The organism is Caballeronia udeis (assembly GCF_001544555.2).
Taxonomy (GTDB): domain Bacteria; phylum Pseudomonadota; class Gammaproteobacteria; order Burkholderiales; family Burkholderiaceae; genus Caballeronia; species Caballeronia udeis.
The window spans coordinates 1-16,392 of the sequence record NZ_FCOK02000072.1 but is presented as its reverse complement, the minus strand read 5'-3'; the positions used below and the strand labels follow the sequence as shown (position 1 = coordinate 16,392).

13 protein-coding genes and 1 pseudogene are annotated in these 16,392 nt (G+C 58.6%); 11 read left to right on the top strand and 3 right to left on the bottom strand.

The genetic code is table 11. From position 1 onward, the window contains the following. Nucleotides 1–10: 10 nt before the first annotated feature. The 3 genes and pseudogenes from AWB69_RS49815 to AWB69_RS35030 all read left to right on the top strand — a co-directional run. A pseudogene (locus tag AWB69_RS49815) lies at nucleotides 11–286 on the top strand (DHA2 family efflux MFS transporter permease subunit); the annotation flags it as partial. A 996-nt stretch (nucleotides 287–1,282) separates the two neighbouring features. Continuing rightward, nucleotides 1,283–2,737, top strand: coding sequence for a catalase (locus AWB69_RS35035; protein ID WP_197500387.1), 1,455 nt, complete (start codon nucleotides 1,283–1,285; stop codon nucleotides 2,735–2,737). Between the two features lie 67 nt (nucleotides 2,738–2,804). Continuing rightward, nucleotides 2,805–3,419 carry an ankyrin repeat domain-containing protein gene (locus AWB69_RS35030; protein ID WP_062091383.1) on the top strand — a complete coding sequence of 205 codons (615 nt, stop codon included), beginning with the start codon at nucleotides 2,805–2,807 and terminating at the stop codon, nucleotides 3,417–3,419. 615 nt (nucleotides 3,420–4,034) lie between these two features. Here the strand turns inward: AWB69_RS35030 and AWB69_RS35025 are convergent. Next, nucleotides 4,035–4,724, bottom strand: coding sequence for a TetR/AcrR family transcriptional regulator (locus AWB69_RS35025; RefSeq protein WP_231937332.1), 690 nt, complete (start codon nucleotides 4,722–4,724; stop codon nucleotides 4,035–4,037). A 75-nt stretch (nucleotides 4,725–4,799) separates the two neighbouring features. Here AWB69_RS35025 and AWB69_RS35020 point away from each other — a divergent pair, with 75 nt between their 5' ends. The 3 genes from AWB69_RS35020 to AWB69_RS35010 all read left to right on the top strand — a co-directional run bounded on the left by AWB69_RS35020 (nucleotide 4,800) and on the right by AWB69_RS35010 (nucleotide 7,630). Further along, nucleotides 4,800–5,816 carry an alcohol dehydrogenase catalytic domain-containing protein gene (locus AWB69_RS35020; protein WP_062091381.1) on the top strand — a complete coding sequence of 339 codons (1,017 nt, stop codon included), beginning with the start codon at nucleotides 4,800–4,802 and terminating at the stop codon, nucleotides 5,814–5,816. A gap of 160 nt (nucleotides 5,817–5,976) precedes the next feature. Continuing rightward, nucleotides 5,977–6,954, top strand: a complete 978-nt coding sequence (locus AWB69_RS35015; RefSeq protein ID WP_062091380.1) for a zinc-dependent alcohol dehydrogenase family protein — start codon at nucleotides 5,977–5,979, stop codon at nucleotides 6,952–6,954. Between the two features lie 76 nt (nucleotides 6,955–7,030). Continuing rightward, nucleotides 7,031–7,630 carry an NADPH-dependent F420 reductase gene (locus AWB69_RS35010; protein WP_062091379.1) on the top strand — a complete coding sequence of 200 codons (600 nt, stop codon included), beginning with the start codon at nucleotides 7,031–7,033 and terminating at the stop codon, nucleotides 7,628–7,630. A 206-nt stretch (nucleotides 7,631–7,836) separates the two neighbouring features. On the opposite strand, the gene AWB69_RS35005 is transcribed toward AWB69_RS35010, so the two are convergent. Together AWB69_RS35005 and AWB69_RS35000 are read right to left on the bottom strand one after the other, a co-directional pair. After that, the gene (locus AWB69_RS35005) at nucleotides 7,837–9,264 is read right to left on the bottom strand and encodes a cytochrome P450 (protein ID WP_062091378.1); all 1,428 of its coding nucleotides are present in this window, start codon (nucleotides 9,262–9,264) and stop codon (nucleotides 7,837–7,839) included. Nucleotides 9,265–9,881: 617 nt separating this feature from the next. Beyond that, nucleotides 9,882–10,811: a LysR substrate-binding domain-containing protein gene (locus AWB69_RS35000; RefSeq protein WP_062091377.1), complete on the bottom strand. Its 930-nt coding sequence runs from the start codon at nucleotides 10,809–10,811 to the stop codon at nucleotides 9,882–9,884. Nucleotides 10,812–11,001: 190 nt separating this feature from the next. Between AWB69_RS35000 and AWB69_RS34995 the strand changes: the two genes are divergently transcribed. The 5 genes from AWB69_RS34995 (at nucleotide 11,002) to AWB69_RS34975 (ending at nucleotide 15,658) form a co-directional block, all read left to right on the top strand. Next, the gene (locus AWB69_RS34995; RefSeq protein ID WP_062091376.1) at nucleotides 11,002–11,940 is read left to right on the top strand and encodes an amino acid ABC transporter permease; all 939 of its coding nucleotides are present in this window, start codon (nucleotides 11,002–11,004) and stop codon (nucleotides 11,938–11,940) included. Further along, a complete protein-coding gene (locus AWB69_RS34990; protein WP_082913725.1) occupies nucleotides 11,937–12,740 on the top strand; it encodes an amino acid ABC transporter ATP-binding protein in 804 nt (267 codons plus the stop codon). Before AWB69_RS34995 ends, AWB69_RS34990 begins: the two co-directional genes overlap by 4 nt. Nucleotides 12,741–12,789: 49 nt before the next feature. Beyond that, nucleotides 12,790–14,112 (top strand): LLM class flavin-dependent oxidoreductase, encoded by a 1,323-nt coding sequence (locus AWB69_RS34985; RefSeq protein ID WP_062091375.1) that lies wholly within the window; start codon nucleotides 12,790–12,792, stop codon nucleotides 14,110–14,112. Nucleotides 14,113–14,183: 71 nt separating this feature from the next. Next, nucleotides 14,184–14,684 (top strand): flavin reductase family protein, encoded by a 501-nt coding sequence (locus AWB69_RS34980; RefSeq protein ID WP_062091374.1) that lies wholly within the window; start codon nucleotides 14,184–14,186, stop codon nucleotides 14,682–14,684. Nucleotides 14,685–14,743: 59 nt separating this feature from the next. Continuing rightward, on the top strand, nucleotides 14,744–15,658 hold the full coding sequence (locus tag AWB69_RS34975) for an ABC transporter substrate-binding protein (RefSeq protein ID WP_062091373.1): 915 nt from the start codon (nucleotides 14,744–14,746) through the stop codon (nucleotides 15,656–15,658). Nucleotides 15,659–16,392 lie beyond the last annotated feature (734 nt).

Here is a 16,392-nt window from a genome sequence, read left to right as displayed (position 1 = left end):
TCGTGGTCGCGGCACGATCTCACTCTCGATAGCTTACGGAATATTTTTCGGCACTCTCGTGTTGCTGCCTCAGTGGATGCAAGAGTATTTGGGTTACCGTGCGCTCGACGCGGGGTTTGCCACTGCACCGCTCGGCTTCTTCGCAGTGCTCGGTGCTCCTATTATGGGTAGGATTCTGCCGCGCTCCGATGCACGAATTCTCGCCACGTGTGCGTTCATTGGATTCGCGATTGTGTACTACATGCGGTCGTATTTCTACACCGACATCGACGTCGGACACATCGTTAATTATGCGAAGTTATTTAGCTATATGGTAAACATCCAGTCCCGAAACAGCGGCCCATGGTTCGTCGAAGCGTTTGCATCCCCGTTTTCGACAAAGGTATCTGCGTGACCTGATCCGGCTGATCCGGATCAGGCCCTGAGTCAGCGCCTGCGCGATTACAGCGCATATGGGCACTGCAAATTTTGCATCAGGATTGCCTCGGGCAGAAGGGCGGCGACCTTGCTGGCGGACGCCTTAGCCCTCATCGCACACCATACCTTCCGTCATTGACCAGGAATCTCAAAGCAACGGAAATCCGTGACGCAAAAACCTTACTGAAAAATCTCCATTTCCTAACTTGGGTGGATTGATCCGGTAATCCGGCCAGATTATCCCGTTTCCTCAGCGGTTCTTGCTTCCACGCCTCCTCCATATTTGAATATTTAGTGATCTACATAACAATAAAATAACTCGAAAAAAATAGAGACAAACAATCAACGCTTCATAAGTTACATCCCTAAATTTACGCAATTGTGTTTTTCTAAATCCAAACTGCCTTAACAACATTTTTCAGCACACCGGTACGCAGCACCCTCATAAAACGTCGCCTTCGGCCACCACAACGCTCTCTCAGGACTGCGATCGAGCATGCATTGTTTATGAAACAGCAATGCAAAGACGCATTGATCGGAGTTTTCGCTGTAAATCGCAATAATTCACTGCTTTCACATTCGCGTCATATATTTCGATGATTTATCAGAGGGCCGCCGTTCACATAACAAGACTTAATCCTATTTCCTTTTTCTTCTGTAATGTTTCTTAATACGAGGAAAAACAGTTGCTATTGCTTCCATAGAAAAAAGAGATTGGCGCCTCGAATAGCCGAGCCCTAGTATTCCTGCGGCTTCCCCCTTGAAACAGGAATACAACGTGAAAATTTCCAAGAAACAAATCGCCGCAAGTACCTTCTCGTTTATCTCAGCAATAGCAATTGCCCAATTCGCCCACGCTGAAGGCATGACCGCAGATAGCGGTTCGCCGGTCGGCGATAACCAGAACTCCCAAACGGCGGGCCCTGAGGGTCCGGTTCTTTTGCAGGACTCGCACCTCATCGAAAAGCTGCAACGCTTCGATCGGGAACGCATACCCGAACGCGTCGTGCATGCGCGGGGCACCGGGATTTTTGGCGAGTTCGTTCCGACCAGCGACATCAGTTCGCTGACCGAGGCTGCGGTTTTCACTCCCGGGACGAAGACACCGGTGTTCGTGCGATTCTCGACGGTGATGGGCTATCGTGGATCGCCGGAGCAAGCACGCGATCCCCGTGGTTTTGCTGTCAAGTTCTACACGCAGCAGGGTAACTGGGACGTGGTCGGTATCAACTGGCCGATCTTCTTCATTCGCGACGCCATCAAGTTCCCGGACTTCGTACATGCGAACAAACCATCGGCCGTGACCGGTGTGCAGGACCCGAACCTGGCATTCGACTTTTTCGCCCATTCGCCGGAAGCGACGAATATGCTCACGCACCTTTACACGGACGAGGGCATGCCGGATTCATACAGGCACATGGACGGCTACGGCGTGCACGCGTTCAAGTTCGTCAATGCCAAGGGCGAAGTCCACTACGTGAAGTTTCACTGGAAGAGCCGTCAAGGGGTCGAAGGTATCCGGCCTCAGGACATCCCGCATTCGATCGGCGCCGACTGGAATTTGATGACCAACGACCTCTACAACTCGGTCAAGGCGCATTCGTATCCGCAGTGGGACCTTTACATCCAGGTGCTCTCGCCCAAGGATCTGGACAAGTTCGATTTCGATGCGCTTGACGACACTAAGGTGTGGCCATCGTCCATCCCTGAGCAGAAGGTCGGCACGATGACGCTCAACCGCATCCCGGATAACTACTTCGAGTCGACGGAAGAGTCGGCGTTTGCGCCCTCGCGTCTCGTGCCGGGCATCGAGCCTTCCGAGGACCGGATGTTGCAGGGACGCTTGTTTTCGTACGCTGACACGCAGATGTATCGCCTTGGCCCGAACTACAACCAGTTGCCGATCAATCGCCCAGTCGTTCCGGTCAGCAATAACAACCAGGACGGCTTCATGAATGCCGGCGATCGAAAGGGTGAGGTGAACTATGAGCCTTCTGGAGTCGCCGAGATCGCCCAGCAGGACAAGTACAAGTCCGTGCAGACGTCGCTCACGGGCACGACACAGCAAAGAGCGATCCATAAGACGCTCGACTTCCGTCAGGCCGGTGAGTACTACCGGACGCTGTCTGAAACCGGCAAGAGCGACCTCATCACGGCGCTGTCGGGTGACCTTGGCCGCGTCACCAACGACGCGAACAAGTACGCCATGCTCTCGTACTTCTACAAGGCCGATGCCGACTACGGTACTCGCCTTGCGCGTGCAACCAACGCGGATGTTGCGCGGGTGAAGGATGCGGCAGCGCACCTGAGCGAAAACTGAAGCACTAAGGGAGCCCGCGCCAAGCGGACTCCCTATTGGTTGAATACGGTTCATCACGGAGAACACAATGCGATGCTTTTCCAACGCGCGCCATCTTGTTCGCGCAGCCACGGTCTCCGCTATCGCCGCACTATTGATGGCAGGTTGTGCGGAGCACGCCTATGTGTCGGGCGGCTACTCGGGACCAGTCGATGCCACGCGAATTTCGGACGACTGGTTTGCCGCCGCGCGTGCCGGGCGTACGGATATTGTGCGGGCGCTGATCGATGCACATTACCCGCTGGAGACGAAGACGCCCCAGGGATATACCGCGCTCATCCTTAGCGCATACGACGATCACCCCGATACGTTGAAGGCACTTCTTGCAGCGGGGGCCAACGCTTGCGCCGCCGACGTGCACGGCAACACGGCTTTGATGGGCGCGCTCTTCAAGGGCGAAACGAACATTGCAAAGATACTGCTCGACACGCATTGCGATATCGATCAAACAAACAACGCGGGGGAAACGGCATTGTCGTTTGCAGCGCTATTTGGCCGGCTCGATATGATTCCCGTGCTTGTCGCCCACGGTGCTAACGTCAATCATGTTGACGCACGTGGTGGAACCGCGTTGCAAATGGCGACCGCACAACGCAACACGGTTGCGGCGGATGCACTGCGCCATGTCGGCGAGACGCAATAAACGTGTGCCCGTAGAGCATTACCCCCCGGGCCAGACCTCGAGCGGGTAGTGCGGGAGCGACGCGTGGCCGGCCCTCAGGGAAGGCTCCTCGCCTTGTTCGCCATAAACACCCGCACTCGCTTCCCCCCGCAAACTCAGGCTTCCCAGTACCAGCTTCTGATATTCCAGGTGTTTGACTGGACATTCGCGTTCAAGTGAAACCCTGCAAGCTTTGCTTTCGTATCTTCAACCGGCGATTGCTGATCGATCGGGAAAAATGCCAGGTCATCACTTCCCAGGTTTGCTGACGACGTGAAGCGAAAGTTGCAGCGCAAGCAGCTTGGCCGCTCACCGCCGCGATTTAGTGTGCTATCGGGCGACCCGTGTGGTCGCCTGCCAAAAACGGCGGCGGAGGGCGCGCGCGTTATGGTTACGATTCCGGATTTTAGGCGGGCCCCGTAACGAATTCGGACGAACTAGGTAGTTGGGGTGGCGCATCGCCGGCTGTTTCACAATGGCACGTTACTGTTGCGCCCACCTCGGATCGTGTGACGGCCAGTCGTGTCCAAACAAAGCTGACTGTCACCAGCGCCTGCCGGTCGCCGATGTTGCCACTACTCCGTCCAACGCCGCCGGTCAAGCGACGCGAGTTCCCCGAGGTCTTGCAGATTTTCTCCGATGGCTTTGAACCGGCCATGCTTGCATGGCGATGTCCGCGATTGTTTTCAGCTTTTGCTGGCTAGCTCCGTCTCGCGCCTGGACGGCCATTCCGCGAGTCACGGCGCTGTAGAAGGCGGCTAGTGCGGGCACGTCGGTGCCAGGCGGCAGATCGCCGTCTTCGACGCCCTTGCGCAACCGCTGCGCCATCATCTCTTCAGCGTTTGCGCGGTGTCCAGCCATCGTCTCACGAATAGAAGTGAATTCGGCGGGCAGATGAGTGCCGGCCAGAGAGATCATGCAGCCCGACGGGTGGCTGTGTCGAGTGAATTCCACGGCGGTGGCGTCGAGAAGCTCCTTGAATGCTTCACGGGTGTCGACTGTGCCGCACAGTCTGCCAGCGAACCAGACTCCTGACATGCTCAGGTATGCGTCAGTCGCTTCCTTGTACAACCGCTCCTTGCTGCCGAACGAGTTATAGAAGCTCGAAGGGCTGATCCCCATGGCCTGGATCAACTGGTCGAAGGAGGTTCCTTCGTACCCCTGCTCCCAGAAGAGCTTCATGGCCCAGTTCAGAGCTTCCGTACGATCAAAGGTCGAGGGCCTGCCGCGGCTACGCCGGGGTTGTGTATCATTTTTTGTAGCCATAGCTCCAGAAATCGTTGACATGTTGTAGAGGCGATCCTATTATCGCATAAAGGAGTGATCGCTCCAATAATAAAGTCCTTGCGGAAGGAGTCTGTGATGCAGCGAATTGTTCACACCAACCACGGCGAGCCCGCCGAGGTGCTCACGCTGGAAGCATTTGCCAATGCCCCTTCTCTTGTGAGCGGAATGGCGCTTGTGCGTGTGTCCGCCGCACCGGTTCATCCGGGCGACTTGCTGGGCGTCTCCGCTTCCCCCGCCTTCGGGGCGGCTCCCTTCATCCCGAGGGGAGGTCGAGTGCCCGGCGTCGAAGGAGTAGGGGTGGTGGAAGCGCTGGCCGCTGACATCGACCCTTCGCACCGGATTCAGGTCGGCACACGTGTGGCCTTCTTTCCCGTCAACGGCGCCTGGAGCTCCAGGATCGCCGCGCCTGTCCAGTCGCTGATACCCGTGCCCGATGAAGTGAGCGATGAGGTCGCAGCGCAGATGTTGGTCAACACGTTGACTGCACGCCTTGCGATGCGGGCTGGTCACAACGCGCTGCCTGAAGACGGGCGCGAAGATGTCACGGTCATTCAGACGGCTGCCAATTCCGCCGTCGGAAAGCGGCTCACTCATCTGCTCGTCGAGGTGGGCGTCAATCCGATCCTGCTCGTCGGCTCCGCTGCGAGCGCGCAAGCGCTTAAAGCTGCTCGCCCCAACCTTTCTGTCATCGTCACTGAGAAGCAGGGCTGGAAGGACGAGCTTCGCAATGCGATTGCGAACAAGCCCGTCTACGTGGCGTTCGATGGCGTCGGCGGCCCGCTCTTGCCCGACGTAGCCGGCTTCCTCGCTCGCGGTGGAACGATCGTTAGCTACGGCTCCCTGGGCGGCGCTACGACGGACATTCGTTCCATCGCCCCTCGAGCGCTGACCATCAAGGGTGTGTCGTTGTTCAACTGGCAATTCGAACCTGCGGCGGTGCACGATGCAGACGTGGCCAAGGCGCTCGACCTCGCACGCAACTTCCCGAGCCTTTTCCCCGTAGCGGAACGATATCAGGCGAGCGACTACCTGGGAGCGCTCGAACATACGTACCGCAGGGGAAGGACCGGCATGGTGCTGCTCGCGTTCTAGCGCTACGCGCCGCGCCCTGCGCGACGTGAGGCGCTCCTCGTCATGAGGGGCGGCCTGGTAGCGTTCACCCGGGTATTTGCACGATTTCGAAACGAGCTCTGAGTGCCGAAGGATTGCCTCCCAACTATCCAGCCAAGCATCTTATGAAAGGGCGTAAGCCATGCGTGCTATCCAGAACACCGCTTTCGGCGACCCCGTCGAGACGCTGAAACTCGTTGACCTTCCGGAGCCGGCCAACCCCGGCCCGGATGAAGTCCTGATCGCGATGGAGTATGCCCCCATCAACGGCAATGACCTGGCCGTCATCACCAATCGCTTCGCCTACTCGACTCCACTGCCCTCGATCGTGGGCAACGAAGGCGTCGGGCGAGTTCTGCAGGCAGGTTCGAATGTCTCCAACGTGAAGGTCGGCGACCGCGTGTTGCCCCCGCTTTATGCGTTGACCTGGCGCGAGCGCCTGGTGATCCCGGCCAAGGGGCTGATTGCGCTGCCTGCCAACGTCGATCCACGTCAACTGGCCATGCTGCGCATCAATCCTCCCACGGCCGTACTTCTGCTCGGGCGCTTCGTTGACCTCAAGGAAGGCGACTGGATCGTGCAAAACGCGGCCAACTCCGGCATCGGCCGCACGGTGATCGCGTTGGCGAAGAAGCGTGGCCTGCGGACCATCAACTTCGTACGTCGTTCGGAACTGGTCAAGGAACTGGAAGCAGCTGGTGGGGACGTCGTTCTCGTCGATGAGCCGGGCGCCATCGACAAAGCCAAGGCCGCGGTCGGTCCGGGCAACGTCCGTCTGGCCATCGACGGCCTGAGCGGTTCGGCTGCGGTGCGCCTGATCGACGTGCTGTCGCAAAACGGTACGCTGGTGAGCTATGCGTTCACAAGCGGCGAGCTGGTCACGCCGCTCAAGGTCGTGGACCTGCATCTGCGCGGCATCGTCGTGCGCGGCATATACATCGACCTTCCCGAATACCTGCCGTACATCATGGACGCAATCAAGGAGTCTGCGGAACTGATGGCTCGCGGCGAGCTTGACCTCCCTGTGGCTGCCGTCTATCCGCTTGCGGACTACCAAAAGGCCGTTGCTCACGCAATCAAGGGTGGCAAGGTGCTGCTCGACTTGCGCTCATCGAACTAACCTGGCTGTTCTCCCAAGCGCCGTGCTCCTGGACGAGCATGGCTTCGTTGACTTACGTTGCCGCTGAGGTGTCGAAATGAAGATTGGTTTTATTGGAGCCGGTGCTGTAGCGCAGTCCATCGCCAGGAGTGCCATTCAAGCAGGACATGAGGTTGTCTTGAGCGCTCGTCGTGGGCCGCACGCTTTGAGCGATATCGTGACCGGACTCGGTCCGAGGGCTTCGGCAGATACGGTCCAGGAGGTGGCACGGCTCGAGCTGGTCATGCTCGCAGTTCCATGGCTTCAAGTCCCGTCGGCCCTGGATGGGCTGCGCGATTGGGCAGGTCGCATTTTGGTAGATACCACCAACCCTTTTACGCAGCTCGAGCCTGAGCTCGTTCTGGCGGACTTGGGGGGCACGGGCGCCAGCGAGATCGTCGCGGCACACGCGCCAGAGGCTCGCGTCGTCAAGGCGTTCAATGCTATCCGGATGGAGCACTACGACAAGGGCCCGAAGTTTCATGACGGAAAGCGCGTCATCTTCGTCTCCGGCGACGACAAGGACGCAAAGGCGGTGGTGATGGGACTCGTCAATGATTTTGGCTACGTACCAGTGGATCTTGGCGGTCTGGTTTCGGGCGGTCGCATGCAGCAAGCGGGTGGTCCGATTGCTGGCCACGACTGGGTCGTCGCATAGGACTGCAAGGTATGCAAACCAATGTCGCGTTATGTCAGGACGCAGAGCAGCTGGATGTCCGGTTGAATCCGCCTGCGTAAGCGGACATCGACGTGGCTGGTTGCTGCACCGAAGTCAGGGGGTTCTTTTTAGTCCAGACGCGATGAATTCGACGAATTCGCGCCCCGGCAAACGCGTGGTTCGCCCCATCGGGAAATAAGCATGAGTCACGCCGGGCGCATTTCAAGCCTCATCGGCATGGTGTTAGGGACCATCGTGAAGGCGGAGACTTCCTGGATCGAATTTGGATCGACGGCGAGGCGCGCAAAAAAACTCGCCGACAGCATGGAGATGACCAGCCGCATTTCCACCGTCGACAGATGCCGACCCGGGCATACACGCGGCCCGGCGCCGAACTGAAGATAAGCTCGCGTTTCATGTGCGCCCCGTCCCGGTGTCCGGTCATGCATCCAGCGTTCGGGATTGAACCGCTCGGGATGCTCGAACTTGTTAGAGTCGAGCATGGCCGGACGTGTCAGGAAGAACATCTTTGATCCTGCGGGCATCCGGATGCCATGATGCTCGGCTTCCTTCAATGACTCGATGGCGTGCAGTGCGACCACCGGCCGAAACCGGCTCGCCTCGGTGCAGACGGCTTCGCACAAGTCGAGGCCTTTGAGCGCCTCGTAGCTTGGACAAACGCCGCCTTCACCCAGTACACGTAGCGAGACATCCGCCACGCGACGCTGGAGCGCGTCGTCCGTGCCAAGGTACAGCATCGCCCACGCGATCGAATGCGCCGTGGTGTCTTCGCCCGCGAGCAACATGGTCAACACGTTCCCCGCAACGTCGTCGTCGGTAATGTCGGAGCCGGGGGCATCGCGAATCTGAAGCATGGCGTCGAGTAGATTTTCCGGCTCTTGATGCGGGCGGTCGCGATTGCGTTCACGCGCACGAGCCATCAAGGTCCGCACGTACTTATGTACTTCCACCAGCGCCCGGCTGAGGCGGCGGTCCCGCGGCAACTCGACATAGCGCCAGTAGGGAAACGGCGCGTTGATGCGGCTCATGATCATCGGGAAGATGAGCTTGAGATGCTCCTGTATCACGTTGCCGTCCTGTTCCAGCGTATTCGGATCCTCGCCGAATGCTAGGGCGCTGGTGACATCGACGGTATAGCGCTTAAGATCGTCGTTCATCTCGACCACTTGATGGTTCTGCGCGGCCCTTTGCCAGCGCAGCCTAAGACGTTCGGTAATCACAGCCATCTTCGGATAGAAAGCCTTGATGTGAGATGCCGTCATTGCCTGCATCACGAGCTTTCGCTGTGGCGCCCACGCTTCGCCTTCGGCCGAGAACAAACCGCAGCTGCCCATTTCGGCGATGGTCGACTCGATTGTCGAATACCGCCGATACCCGTAGGGCCGCTCGCGCAGGATTGACTGGAGTAGTTCGCTGTCATCCCAGACAGTGAGCGATGTCGAACAGATCTGGAATCGATATGGCGTGCCGAATTCGCGAGCCCATTCCTCCAGGATCAAATGCGCGCGTGCAGGCTTTAACTGCAATGCGTTGCCGAGTATCGGTACGCCGTGTGGCGACGGCAGATCCGCTACTTCGCGGACGCTCCCACGCACTTCGGATGCTGTGGACATTTTGGCGCCCTCGATTCGTTAAACTGAGGAATAGGATGGACTTCGGTACTACTCTAGAAAGCATAGGTCATGGTTTGGAGATCGAGCCCGCTGCACGAGGACTATATCTAGTCCGGAAGCGCCGAATGAGCGGCCATCTACGACAGATGGTCATTTATGAAGGCGCAGATAAATTGAGGCAGGAGTCTTTGATTTTCGCTCCCGCCTGGTCGGTGGGTTTTCTCTTTTGCGCTCGGGTTTATGAGGCAGTGCTTATCTTCCGGATCACGCCCAGACCTCGCCTACGTCAACGGAGGATTCGTCATCTAAAAAGCGATCGAAGGGGCGAATGACGCTTTGTGGCCGATCGACGTCAGTCTCGGTTCATCCACAAGATTGTGTTGTAGAGCCTGTGTGTGGTGAACGTCATGAGTATCGGGCTACCATTCTTTCTTTTTCGATAACAAAGACCATTGAAAGCAGGATTCCAGTAAGAGACGTCGAAATCGGCCGCCCGAGCTTCAGCGATCCGGCGCTGGGCCGCTAATTAGCTTCGCTCATTCGCGTTCGCGTATTTGCGTTTCTCCACAGTGCCTGTGCGCCCATCGTCCTGTTGACGCGGGGCCATGGTTTTTTTGTCAGGTCGGCCAACGCTTCGACGCCCGCGGTGCCTTCTTTGCCTGGTCGAATTCGAGCAGCAGCATGTCGCGAAACCCCTTTGCCGCCGTAGACAACGGGCGAGCGGTCGACGTAATCAGATACGCGCGATAGTCGATGCGCGGCTTGAACGCGGCGATGTGATAGCCGAGATGCGCGAACTCGAGCGCCGACTCGTGGATCACGAGCCCGACGCCCAGACCATGCGCCACCATATGGCAGACCGTCGATGCCCACGGTGTCTCCGCGCGAATGCGTCGCTCGACGCCGCTCGAATCGAACACCGCATCGATCGACGTGCGCGCCTTCACCTTGGCGGCCATCGAAATGAAGTCTTCGCCGGACAGATCGGTCGGCTGCAACAGGGGTCGCCCCGTCAGGCGGTGCCCTTTGGGCAGGATGCAGACAATCTCCGAACTGGTGATTTCCTCGCTGCGCAAACCCTCGCGATCCGACGCGCGCAGCGCAATACCGAGATCTATGGTTTGCCGCGACACGGCTTCGATCACGCTATCGGTCGACATCGGCTCCAGCGACGTCAGCAGTTCCTCACGCCCCGCGACATAGCGCGTGATGCGCTCGGTGATCCAGCCCTCGGCGAATGCGGGAAATACGCCGACGCGTAAATAGCCACGCCGCGTGGTGCCGATTTCTCTCGCCACTTCGTTCAGATAATCGAGGCCGCGATATACCTGCGTGACTTCGGCGAAGAAGATTTCCGCTTCCGGCGTCGGCACCAGCTTGCCTCGGCGCCGCTCGAAAGCGACGAAACCGGCCTCCTGCTCGAAGCGCTCGATCATCCGGCTCACGGCCGGTTGCGATACGTTCAGGCGCTGACCGGCGGCGGTGATCGAGCCGTGCGTCATCACCGCGACAAACACTTCCATCTGCTTGGCATTGAGTCTGGCCACGAGCGTGTCACCTCGATTATTGGTGCAATGCGGCAGCGTTGAAAGCCCACCGTGCAGTGATCTTAGGGCATTACATAGAATAGGATCAAACGAACAAAATTGTGTTGGATGTAATAGTTTTGCCTGCCTATAGTCGCTTCATCGACGCATTGCGCATCTTTCGAAACGACTGCTTCACGAGGACAGGCCAGTGGACATTGAAGCTAGAAAAGACATGCAGGACGCCGCTGCGTTTTTCACGGAGACGCCGCTCGGCCACCTGCATAAGAGCGAAGCGTACAGGCCCGGCGGGCAGTCGCCTGTGGGCTCACGCATTTACGCTCGCCCGAAGAAATCCGACTGGTTCTGGTACGCCATGCTGTTCGTCGTCGCCGTACTGTTCGTCGAACTGGTGGTCGAAAACCAGCGCTGGCAATGGGACATCGTCGCCCATTACCTGTTCAACAAGCGCGTGATGAAGGGTTTAGGGAACACGCTGATCCTGACCGTGCTGTCGAGCGCGCTTGGCCTGTGTTTCGGGGTCGTGGTCGCCGCCTGCCGGATGGCGGACAACGCAGTGCTGCGCGCCGCCGGCTACGTGTACATCTGGATCATCCGCGCGACGCCGCCGCTTGCGATGCTGCTGTTCCTGTTCTTCCTATCGGCGCTGATTCCGCGGCTCTATCTGCCGCTGCCGTTACTTCACGCGAATCTGTTCGACGTCGACACCAACCAGATCATCTCGCGCTTCAGCGCGGCCGTGATCGGGCTCGCGATGTACCTCGGCGGCTATAGCGCGGAAATTTTTCGCGGCGGCGTCTCAGCCGTTGATCGCGGACAGCGGGAAGCCTGCAAGGCGATCGGCATGAGCGATTTCCGGACGATGTGGCATGTGGTCATGCCGCAAGCGGTGCGCATCATCATTCCGCCGCTCGCCAACGAACTGATCACGATGTTCAAGAACACGTCGCTCGTCACGGTGATCGGTTATGTCGAACTCCTGACGACCGTGCAACTGATCTACGCGACCAACTTCGAGACGATTCCGCTGCTGACCGTCGCCTGTATCTGGTATCTGGCGCTGACGAGCCTCGCAATGGCTGCGCAGAGTCTGCTTGAACGTCACTTCAGGAAAGGAGTGCGGACGTGAACACGATCCTCAAGGACACATCGGCGATGAACGACACGACACGCTTTCTCGACATGCGCGCCGTCACGAAGCAGTTCGGCCACTTCACTGCGCTAGATGCTGTGGACTTCTCGCTGTCCAAAGGAGAAGTCGTTGCGATGATCGGGCCGTCCGGTTCGGGCAAGAGCACACTGCTTCGCTGCATCAATATGCTCGAATTGATCGATGCCGGCAGCATTACCTTCAAGGGCGAAGTACTCGGCACGGAAATGCGCGGTACGCGCTGCGTCCGCCTGCCGAACAAAACGCTCGATCGGCAACGCCGTTACTTCGGCATGGTGTTTCAGGGCTTCCATCTATTCCCGCACTATTCGGCGCTCGACAACGTGCTGGCCGGCCCGTGCATCGTCGGGCGCAAGCGCAAGCGCGACGTGATGGAGCGTGGCAAGTATTTGCTGTCGCGCGTTGGACTTGCGGACCGAATGCACCACTACCCGGCCGAACTGTCCGGCGGGCAAAAGCAGCGCGTCGCGATTGCGCGCGCACTCGCGATGGAACCAGAAGTGATGCTGTTCGACGAGCCCACCAGTGCGCTCGATCCGGAACTCGTCAACGAAGTGCTCAACGTGATCAAGGAGTTGGCGCTCGCGGGCACCACGATGGTTGTCGTCACGCACGAGATGGAATTTGCGCGCAAGGTGGCGAGCCGCGTGGTGCTGATGGACGGCGGCCGCATCGTCGATGAGGGCACACCGGCCTACATCTTCAATGGCGGCGGAACCGAACGCTGCAAACGCTTTCTTTCCAGCCTGCGCACCTAGTGCATGACGGTTCATCGGTGATTTGGAAACTTCGATCGGGATTTTAAAAATGACTGCTACAGACGGAAAAATCAGAATTGGCCTGTCGATGCGCTATCTGGGTTATCACATGGCCGCATGGCGGCACCCGGATGTGCCGGCAGCAGGCGCCATCGATTTCAATTATTTTCTTCGGACTGCAAGGAAAGCTGAAGAGGCTAAACTCGACATGATTTTCTTTGCCGACGGAATCGGCATTCGCGCAAACGATACGCCCAAAGGATCGCTCGCCCGTGACGCAAAGAATGCCGAACTCGAACCGCTGACGTTGCTGGCGGCGATCGGTGCGTGCACGTCGCACATTGGCCTGGTCGCGACGGCTTCGACGACGTACAACGAGCCTTTCCATATCGCTCGCAAGTATGCGTCGATCGACCATATCAGCGGTGGTCGCGCGGGCTGGAACGTCGTCACGTCGTGGTCTCAGCAAGAAGCCTGGAATTTCAGCCGCGACGAGCATCTCGGCTATGAAGAGCGTTATGAGCGCGCGGACGAGTTCGTCGAAGTGGTCAGGAAGCTGTGGGATAGCTGGGAAGACGACGCGTTTATCCGTGACAAGGCGAGCGGTATCTTCTATGACGAGGCCATGCTGCACGTGCCGAATCACAAGGGCAAGCACTTCAAGGTGCGCGGCCCGCTGAACTCCGCGCGCACGCCGCAAGGCCGTCCGATCATCGTGCAAGCCGGCGCCGCCGAAGCAGGACGCGAGCTTGCCGCACGCTATGCCGATGTCGTCTATAGCAACGCAAGCAGCATGGAAGGCGCTAAGGCCTACTACGACGATCTCAAAGGCCGCCTTGCGAAATATGGCCGCACGCAAGATCAACTTTTGATCATGCCCGGCGTCACGCTGTATGTCGGCAAGACGCGCGGCGAAGCGCAGGACAAGTTCGATCAGTTGCAAAACCTGATCGATCCGCTTAGCGGACTGGCCATTCTGTACGGCGTGCTCGGCGATCTGTCCGAATACGATCTCGACGGCCCGGTACCCGATGTCGGCAATCAGCGTGTGCGCAGTATCGCGGAGAATCTGCTCGCGCTGGCGCACAGGGAAAACCTGACGATCCGCCAGATGTACAAGCGCGTGGCCTCGGGTAATAACTGGCAGATCGTCGGCACCGCGGAGGACATCGTCGACGAAATGGAAAGGTGGTTCCGTGCCGGCGCTGCCGATGGCTTCAATATCTGCCCGGCGACGTTGCCGCAAGGTGTCGACGACCTGACGCAATACATTCTTCCCGAGCTGCGCAAGCGCGGACTGTTCCGCACAGAGTACGAGGCGAGCACGCTGAGGGGCAATCTCGGACTGCAGCCCCTGCACTTTGGCGACTAAATTTCGGTGACTAAAAAATATCGTGCGCCGCTTGCCGCAGAGCGGCGCACGCCTGACGCGAGGCGTATCACATGAGCACCGACACGACCGACAAACTTTTCCGCAACGCGATGGCGCGCTTCACCAACGGCGTCACGGTTATCACAACCGCTGAAAGCGGCACACCGTTCGGCCTGATCGCGACATCGGTGTGCAGCCTGTCAGCCGATCCGCCGACGTTGCTCGTCTGCGTGAACCGAAGCGCGAGCGCACACGACGTGATCCTGCGTGCGAAGGTGTTTGCCGTCAATCTGCTGTCCGCCGATCAGAAGAACGTCGCGCAACGCTTTGCCAGCGAGAAAGGCCCGTCCCGTTTCGATCCGGCGCAATGGACAGCGGGCAAGAGTGGCGCGCCGTTGCTGACTGGCAGTGTCGTCTCTCTCGATTGCAAGGTAATCGCGACGCACAACGGCTATTCGCATACGATCTTTATCGGCGAGATCACCGATTCATCGACGCATGACGATACGTCCGCCCACTGCCTGTTGTGGCATCAGCGTCATTTCGCGGCCGCGGCGGTGGAAACGCGATGAGCGTCACAGCAGAGCGTACGCTTTAGCCCGGTCAACCCCCATTCGAATCACCCCACATAATGATCACGCCCGTCCGTTTCACCCGAATCATTGCGCGATTCACCGTCGCCGCCGCGCTCAGTCTGAACGTTGCGCCGTGCGTCGTGTCACCGGCTTTCGCCGAAGACGCGCCGAATATCGACGCGGTCCCCGCCGACCCCGCGCTTTCCGCGCTCGTGCCGGAGTTCTATCGTCAGAAGCAACCCATTACGGTTGCGGTCAATCCGGAGATCGCGCCCGTCAAGTTCATCGACGAAGACGGCGACGTGGCGGGTTTCGCGCCCGATCTGATCTCTGCTGCGGCTAAAGTGCTGGGGCTGAAAATCAAGTTCGTGCAGGCATCGTTCGATTCGTTGATTCCAGGCCTCGCCGCTAACCGCTTCGATGTGCTGCTGTCGCTTGGCGATTTTCCGTCGCGTCATGGCAAGGTGACGTTCATCGACTACTTAAACGTCGGCCAGACGATCGTCGCCTCACCTAAGCGGCAATCGACGCTCAAGTCGCTCGACGATCTATGTGGGATGCAGATCGCGCTGCCGCGCGGCACGGCGCCGCTTCAACGGGCCAATGAAGTGAGCAACAAATGCGTGGCGGACGGTAAGAAAGCGATCTCGATCGCCACCTATCCGGACACCAACATGACGCTGATGTCGCTGACCAACGAAGCAAGCCAGGTCGTGTGGATCGACTCGCCCGCTGCGAACTACAACATCAAGAAGTTTCCAGACAAATACCAGGCGGTGTACTACTACAACCTCTCGTCATACGGAATCGGCTTTGGCGTCGACGACAACGGCAAGCGGCTCGCTCATGCGTTCCAGCAAGCCCTGATCAAGTTGCAGAAGCAAGGGCTCTATCAAAGTGTGATGCAGAAGTGGGGTCTGCCCACGAAAGACGGACGCCCCACTTTCCCGATCGACGATCCGCAGATGTGAAGCCTCAGGCCGGCAGCGAGCCGGCCTGCGTCCCCTGTTTCCTGCTGCTCTGCGTGGCCGCCCAGGCACGCGCGTGTTCTTGACATGCCTTGACACCGGCCGGTCGCAAGGCAAATATCTCACGTTCGTTAAACGAAACAGCGTTCGATATGCGCACAGCGACGCTCGCTCGAACCTTCAGGAAATGCCTGTTCGGGTTAGATACGACCTTGCGCGTGCGATCCATCAGGATGAGATCGCCGATATCGCCAAGATCAGCACAATGCTCGCCCGTCTCGATCGGTCTAGTTGCCCTGACGACGGGATCGGAAACTGAGATCACGAAGAGTATCGGAGTCAAGTAAGAAGCAGGCCAAAGGCAAGACTCAAAATTGTCAACGACCTACGGGCTTCTGTCGAGCGGCCGGTGTTGGGCGGCAGTACGCATTCACCCACCTCGTCGGAAAGCTGCCGTTGACTACTCCAATGTCAGCTACGTGGAACGTCTACGGAACTGGTGCTGACGGCCATGAAGGGACGCGTCAAAATTGACGACAATCCGCGACCGAGCGGGCGCGTCGGTCAATGACAACGTGTTAGACCCTTACAGTGAAAGCGGGCTTGCTCGGAAGCGTAAGAAACCCACGCTTCTACTGCCGGGGCTGCATAGAAACCAATTTGACCATGACCGACGAAGTCTCGCCTTTGACGATAGCGCGTAATATCAGGGTCGTGCCCGGACCCGATACATCTCG

Excerpts from the sequence above, each read along its gene's own strand:
- AWB69_RS35035 (WP_197500387.1), top strand. The coding sequence starts at position 1,283 with ATGACCGCAGATAGCGGTTCGCCGGTCGGCGATAACCAGAACTCCCAA.
- AWB69_RS35030 (WP_062091383.1), top strand. The coding sequence starts at position 2,805 with ATGCGATGCTTTTCCAACGCGCGCCATCTTGTTCGCGCAGCCACGGTC.
- AWB69_RS35025 (WP_231937332.1), bottom strand. The coding sequence starts at position 4,724 with ATGTCAACGATTTCTGGAGCTATGGCTACAAAAAATGATACACAACCC.
- AWB69_RS35020 (WP_062091381.1), top strand. The coding sequence starts at position 4,800 with ATGCAGCGAATTGTTCACACCAACCACGGCGAGCCCGCCGAGGTGCTC.
- AWB69_RS35015 (WP_062091380.1), top strand. The coding sequence starts at position 5,977 with ATGCGTGCTATCCAGAACACCGCTTTCGGCGACCCCGTCGAGACGCTG.
- AWB69_RS35010 (WP_062091379.1), top strand. The coding sequence starts at position 7,031 with ATGAAGATTGGTTTTATTGGAGCCGGTGCTGTAGCGCAGTCCATCGCC.
- AWB69_RS35005 (WP_062091378.1), bottom strand. The coding sequence starts at position 9,264 with ATGTCCACAGCATCCGAAGTGCGTGGGAGCGTCCGCGAAGTAGCGGAT.
- AWB69_RS34985 (WP_062091375.1), top strand. The coding sequence starts at position 12,790 with ATGACTGCTACAGACGGAAAAATCAGAATTGGCCTGTCGATGCGCTAT.
- AWB69_RS34980 (WP_062091374.1), top strand. The coding sequence starts at position 14,184 with ATGAGCACCGACACGACCGACAAACTTTTCCGCAACGCGATGGCGCGC.
- AWB69_RS34975 (WP_062091373.1), top strand. The coding sequence starts at position 14,744 with ATGATCACGCCCGTCCGTTTCACCCGAATCATTGCGCGATTCACCGTC.